Genomic DNA, 6,510 nt, shown 5'->3' on the forward strand with positions numbered 1-6,510 from the left:
AATAATTGCTCATAGATTGAGTACAATTATGAAATGTGACAGGATATATGTTATGAAAGATGGAATGATAATAGAAGAAGGTAATCATAAAGAATTACTAGAGAAAATGGGGTATTACTATAAATTATGGAGTGAGCAAAGTATTGATAAGTTAGATGAAAATATCAGTACTTGTTGAATATATTTAGGCGGCATGTGCAAACGAGATATGAGATTAAAAATTTAAAGGACATCTCAGAATCTAAAGCGAATATGAAGAGTTATTCATATTCGTACAAATTATTAAAATATATAGTTTATATAATTGGATTATTATTAATAGGAAAATTAAATATATTTAATTGATTTATTCTATGATTAAAAGAAGTATATAGGATAAGACAGTGTGCGAAAATATATGTGTAGCACCTGTAAAAGTAAAGAAAGTTTCAAAAGATGAAGATAAAAAACAGCTGTTTCTTTATTAGAAAAAGTAGGATTAGTAGATAAAATAGATGCATATTCAGCATCACTATCAGTAGGGCAAAAACAAAGAATAGCAATAGCTAGAGCACTTGCAATGCAGCCAGATGTTATGCTATTTGATGAGCCAACTTCAGCTCTAGATCCAGAAATGGTAGGGGAAGTTTTAAATGTAATGAAGGATCTTGCAAAAGAAGGAATGACAATGGTAATTGTTACTCATGAAATGGGCTTTGCAAGAGAAGTTGGAGATAGAATATTATTTATGGATGAAGGAAAAATAATAGAATCAGGAACTCCTGAAGAAGTGTTTAAGAATCCTAAGAATCCACGTACAATAGACTTCTTATCAAAAGTGCTATAGATAAGTCAGTTACTATATGGGCTTATGTGTCAATAAACCGAAATTGAATGCCTATTTCATAAATGTGAATTTATTTCTTTGCTTGATATACATATAAGTACAGTTTTTAGCTTTTTTATCTATAAAGACATAAAACACTTAAAGTTAGAATGAATCTATCTTTAAGTGTTTTTAATTATTTTCTACATAAATCTTTAAATCCTAACCTTATGCATTTTAGAAATAATAAGAAGGAGAAGCAAACTTATGAGGAGTATGCAAAGCTGAAAATAATAAAAAAGATGATATTACAATTCCTACTATACATAAAATTACGAAAACTATTATTGGTAGAGCTAAATTAACGCCACCTTTTGCTTGCAATCTATTTATATATTGTAAGTTACTTAAATTCATTCTAATTTCTTTTATAGATTTAATTTTCTTTTCACAATGGTTAAGATAAAGAGCATTTGCAAAAATAGATAAAGCAATACGGAGTATTGGTGTTAAAAGTATATTTAGTTTTGCGCCTATTAATACATGTGATAAAGCAAAATTTAAACATATAAAAATAACGGCAGGAACGTAAAGTTTTCTATATAATAACCAATAATAAGTTAGGAAAAAGCAAGGCCAGTTCCAAGAGGCAAACTTTTTATTATTTTTTCTTTTATTAATATATTTAAGATAATGATTTGTATTATGATATCCAATAAAAGTAGAAAATTCCTCTATAGATATATCATCATTATAATTGTTCGAATTTCTAATTGTTGAATCATCCATGGCTTCATTATAAGAAAAATTATTATTAGCTGATTCAGAATAATTATTATTAAAATTCGAATTATTTTCAGTTGTATTTATATTTTCAAATTGTGTGCTATTTTCAGTATTATTTAAATTAGATCTTTGTGATGAATCAATTGCAGTACCAAAATGAGAGCATTTAGGATTTATACATATATCATTTAACCCGAGTTCTTCTCCACAATGTGAACATTTCATGTTCATCCCCCTTTTAAACAGAGTAATTAATATTGAAAGAATATCATATATTTATAAAATTAACAAATAATAAAGTGTTTTATGCCGATGCAATAAAACTAATCATAAGATAACCATTAAGTGAAGTGTTTATCTATAGTTATTATACAATTATATGCAGGATGATATTTTTTGATTTTTTCTGATATTGTATTAATTAGTTCATTATCATTTATGTGAGAATTCTTTAATGGTTCAATGACTACATCAAAGATTAAATTTTTAATTTCACCTTCACCAACAATTCTAAAATCATGAATAGAATCAATATATTCATATTCCTTAATTAATGACATAAGTTCGTCATAGGCCTCTTTAACTTCACCTTCGATGACACAAATTGGATCTATATGTATTACCAAATAAATTTTAAGAGCAGAGGAAATTTCTCTTTCAGCTTTATCAATTATCTCATGAATATCAACAACATTTATATCACTTGGGATTTCAGCATGAATTGATGCCATACATTTTCCTGGACCATAATTATGAATGATTAAATCATGAGTACCAAGAATGTTATCATAAGATAAGACCATTTCTTGTATAGATTCAACCAGTTTAGGGTCTGGGGCTTCACCTAAAAGAGGATTAACGGTATCTTTAACAAGGTTAAAGCCTGAATAAACTATAAATAGTGAGACAAAAATTCCCATGTAGCCATCTATAGGCAAAGAAGTGAATCTTGAAACCAAAAGTGAAATGGCAATACAAATTGTAGTAACCACATCAATTAATGCATCTGTAGAAGAAGCTTTTAAAGCAGCAGAATTAATTTTTTCACCAATAAATTTATTAAACTTTGAAAGCCAAAGTTTAAAAAAGATAGATACAATAAGCAGAATAAAAGAAATCATATCAAAGGTAATAGGTTTTGGAGTAATTATTTTTTCAAAGGAAGATTTAATAAATTCAAAACCAACCAGCATTACCATGAAAGCAACAAGTAAAGCTGAAAGATATTCAATTCTTCCGTGACCAAAAGGATGTTCCCTATCAGCAGGTTTACTTGAAAGTTTAAAACCTAAGATAGTTATTAAAGAAGAACCCGCATCAGAAAGATTGTTAAAGGCATCAGCTGTAATAGCTATACTTGAAACAATGATTCCTACAGAGAGCTTTATAATAAATAAAATCACATTTACTAAGATTCCAATAACTCCACCAAGCATACCATAAGAATTTCTAACCTTATCATCTTTGATATTAGTATTATCTTTTACTAATTTATCAACTAATAATTTACTAAACATTTTGTACACTCCAATCATTTCCATAAAGAACTAACAATAAGTAATATATTTATTATAACAATATTTTTATTTAAGTAATCATTTTTTATTATTTTAAACACATTCTAAGTTTATAGTATCACTTTACTATGTTATAATTATATAGAAAATATTCGAGGGGGCAATTTTTTATGAAGGATATTATATTTACTGGTGCAGCAGTAGCAATTGTTACACCTTTTACAGAAGATGGAGTTAATTTCTCTGAATTAAAAAAATTAATTGATTTTAATATAGAGAATGGCAGTGATGCAATTGTAATTGCAGGAACTACAGGTGAATCTTCTACTATGAGTGATGAAGAACATAGAGAAGTGATTAAATTCACAGTCGAGTATGTAAATAAAAGAGTACCAGTTATAGCAGGTACAGGTTCTAATGATACAATTTATGCGGTAGAACTTTCTAAATATGCTGAAAGCGTTGGTGCTGATGCACTTTTATTAGTTACACCATATTATAATAAAACTACTCAAAGTGGATTAATTAAACATTATAATTATATTGCAGATAGAGTTAATATTCCTATTATTTTATATAATGTACCATCAAGAACAGGAGTTAACATAGCACCTGAAACTTATGTTGAATTAGCTAAGCATCCACGTATAGTTGCTACAAAAGAAGCTAGCGGAGATCTTTCAGCTATTGCAAAAATAAGAGCTCTTTGTAAAGATGAACTTAATATTTATTCAGGAAATGATGATCAGATACTGCCTATATTATCGCTTGGGGGAAAAGGCGTTATTTCTGTTTTTTCAAATGTTATGCCAAAGGAAGCACACGAGATCTGTAGTTTGTACTTTGAAGGAAAAGTAAAAGAGAGCAGTGAACTTCAAACAAAATATTTAGACCTAATTAATGCATTGTTCGTAGAAGTTAATCCAATCCCAGTAAAGACAGCGTTGGGTCTTATGGGATATGAAGTGGGACCTCTTAGAATGCCACTATTCCCTATGGAAGACAAAAATCTAGAACTACTAAAAGAACAACTTTCTAAGAATAATCTTATATAGATATCTAAAGTATATATTTTGATTTATGCCATAACTTATCGAAATGAGAAGTACTCTGTTATTTCGGTTACTAAAGAGAATTAACTGTGGATTTCTAACAGCAAAAGTTGCACCATTTCTGCATGCTCCCGAAACAAGTTCGTGACAAGCAAAAATGGAACAACTTCTGCTGAAGAAATATCTACAACTAATTCTCTAATGTAACACTGCATAAAAGAGTACCTCTCATTTCTAGTATGGCATATATTTCAAAGCACAGATTGGGATATCTATGTAGATATCCAGAATATGTAGAGTAGAATTAAGCGTGTATGAATCGAAAAAGATATATGTTTATTTTGGAATATCATAAAAATTTCATTAAAAATAGTAAAAGGAAGGCTGCATCAAATTTAACTTGTGCTAACATTGGTTTAACAAGATAGATTTTTGGGTAACCTTCTTTTATTAATATTTAATATAAAAAATTCTTACTTACGATTTTATGCAATGTAAGAATTCATCTTGAAAGTTTGAAGAAATTAGCAATTGTACTATAATAAAAACAAGCTATAAGGTACAATATATATAATGAAAAATAGTCAGGCGGATTGATTGACTTGGTATTTTTTTGTGATGCCTAATTCAAAGTCTTAACATAAGTCTAATAAATGAAAGGATTTGAATAAATGATTGAATTCGATAGAGATATTTATAAAAAGATTGCAGAATGGAAAGATGGATATAATAAGAATAAAGTACTTTTTATAGAGGGTGCGAGACAGATAGGAAAGACACATGTTATAAGTAATTTTGTTAGCAAAAACTTTAAAAAGATTATAAAAATAAATTTAATGACTGAGGATAAGGAAGCATTAAATTTAATAGATGCACAAATCATGGAGGAAAGATTAAGTGGAAAATTAAACAGGGAAGAAGTTAATTTTAACCATGAATTATTCAAAAGATTCAGTCCATCATTTGAAGATTGTGAAGAAATGGTAATTGTAATAGATGAAATACAAGAAGATTATAAAATGTTTAATAGAATAAGACAATTTGCAAGAGAATTTAAAGCAAAATTTATAGTTACAGGTAGCTATTTAGGACTAACTATAATGAGGGAAGAATTTAAGCAGTCGGCAGGTGATACAGTAACGATTGAAATGACGCCTATGACCTTTGAGGAATTTATAAAAGCATGCGGTAAATATGAGTTATACATATCTTTGGATTTGTATGGAAATTCAGATAAAGCAGACTATGATGAAATACACAAATATTTTAATGATTATTTAAAAGTTGGCGGCTATCCAGAATCAGTTGAACGATATTTATTAACGGGTAATGCAGATACCTCTTATTATAGAGAGTTATTAGTTACAATATTAAATGAATCACAAAAGTATTTTAATTTGGATAGTATTCAAGGTATTTTGGTTGACTATAACTCATTAGAAAGCTGCATTTATGGAATAACACGACTATTATTAAAAGAAAAAAAAGGTCTTGAAAAGGGAAATTATATAGCAGAGCTTAAAAAGATTATGAAAGACAAGAACATGAAAGTTACAGAAGGTAATTGCAATCTAGCAATGGCTTGGATAGATAGAGCTGGGTTAATTAATGACTGTAGTAAAGTGGTTGACTTTAAGTTTGATGAGAAAACTTTTAATCAAAGATTTTACTTTAATGATGTTGGGTTATCTAGTTATTTGTTTGATATTTATAATGAAAACAAGAGCAATGAACCAGAAATAAATGGGTTAATTAACGAGACTTTTATATTTAATGAACTTAGAAAAATAAGTAAACCCAATTTTGGAATTTACAAAAAGGGAGAACTGGATTTTTTGTATTTTAATAAACAAACTTCATTACTTTATGGTATAGAAGTAAAAGCAGGAAAGAATTCAGGAGGTACAATAACGGCTGCACTTCAAGACAGAAAAATTGACAGAGCACTTTATTGCAAAGGAAATACTTATGGTGGGATTGATGGTAATAAGATAACAATACCTATATATTTATTTCCTAGATTTAATTTTTAAAATGTTAATAAATAATTATGTATTATGAGGTTGTAGATTAATTATCTATAGCCTTATAATTTATGAAAAATAGAATAAATAATTGTAATTGTTTGGTGGGAATCTGCTAGAAATAATAATATTAATACATATTTGTTTTATATAATGAAATTACAAAATAAATATTTTTAACAAATTTTTTAAAAATACATGTTATTTTTTTAATTAGAGCATATATCCTATATAGAAATTATTAATATAGAGGAGCGTGTTAAAAATGAGGGAAAGAAAATTTGTTAAATTAAGAGTTGATATGCATGAGGATACTAAATTTAAGA

Annotated in this window: 5 protein-coding genes and 1 pseudogene; 3 read left to right on the forward strand and 3 right to left on the reverse strand. The window is 27.7% G+C overall.

Features of this window, described 5'->3' with window-relative positions; genetic code table 11:
- Positions 1-377: 377 nt before the first annotated feature.
- A pseudogene (locus tag CLOBL_RS26425) lies at positions 378-826 on the forward strand (ATP-binding cassette domain-containing protein); the annotation flags it as partial.
- A 216-nt stretch (positions 827-1,042) separates the two neighbouring features.
- Here the strand turns inward: CLOBL_RS26425 and CLOBL_RS26430 are convergent.
- Complete coding sequence (locus tag CLOBL_RS26430) at positions 1,043-1,816, reverse strand: DUF2628 domain-containing protein (RefSeq protein WP_077861726.1); 774 nt, start codon at positions 1,814-1,816, stop codon at positions 1,043-1,045.
- Between the two features lie 116 nt (positions 1,817-1,932).
- Positions 1,933-3,108 carry a cation diffusion facilitator family transporter gene (locus CLOBL_RS26435; protein WP_077861727.1) on the reverse strand — a complete coding sequence of 392 codons (1,176 nt, stop codon included), beginning with the start codon at positions 3,106-3,108 and terminating at the stop codon, positions 1,933-1,935.
- A gap of 170 nt (positions 3,109-3,278) precedes the next feature.
- Here CLOBL_RS26435 and dapA point away from each other — a divergent pair, with 170 nt between their 5' ends.
- Complete coding sequence (gene dapA, locus CLOBL_RS26440; protein ID WP_077861728.1) at positions 3,279-4,163, forward strand: 4-hydroxy-tetrahydrodipicolinate synthase; 885 nt, start codon at positions 3,279-3,281, stop codon at positions 4,161-4,163.
- A gap of 80 nt (positions 4,164-4,243) precedes the next feature.
- Here dapA and CLOBL_RS29100 read toward each other — a convergent pair whose 3' ends face one another.
- The gene (locus CLOBL_RS29100; RefSeq protein ID WP_278281368.1) at positions 4,244-4,375 is read right to left on the reverse strand and encodes a hypothetical protein; all 132 of its coding nucleotides are present in this window, start codon (positions 4,373-4,375) and stop codon (positions 4,244-4,246) included.
- A gap of 456 nt (positions 4,376-4,831) precedes the next feature.
- Between CLOBL_RS29100 and CLOBL_RS26445 the strand changes: the two genes are divergently transcribed.
- Positions 4,832-6,193, forward strand: a complete 1,362-nt coding sequence (locus tag CLOBL_RS26445; protein WP_077861729.1) for an AAA family ATPase — start codon at positions 4,832-4,834, stop codon at positions 6,191-6,193.
- Positions 6,194-6,510: the final 317 nt, after the last annotated feature.

Source organism: Clostridium sp. BL-8 (assembly GCF_002006495.1).
Lineage (GTDB): Bacteria > Bacillota > Clostridia > Clostridiales > Clostridiaceae > Clostridium.

Coding starts and splice junctions, on each gene's coding strand:
- CLOBL_RS26430 (WP_077861726.1), bottom strand. CDS start 1,816: ATGAAATGTTCACATTGTGGAGAAGAACTCGGGTTAAATGATATATGT.
- CLOBL_RS26435 (WP_077861727.1), bottom strand. CDS start 3,108: ATGTTTAGTAAATTATTAGTTGATAAATTAGTAAAAGATAATACTAAT.
- dapA (WP_077861728.1), top strand. CDS start 3,279: ATGAAGGATATTATATTTACTGGTGCAGCAGTAGCAATTGTTACACCT.
- CLOBL_RS29100 (WP_278281368.1), bottom strand. CDS start 4,375: ATGCAGTGTTACATTAGAGAATTAGTTGTAGATATTTCTTCAGCAGAA.
- CLOBL_RS26445 (WP_077861729.1), top strand. CDS start 4,832: ATGATTGAATTCGATAGAGATATTTATAAAAAGATTGCAGAATGGAAA.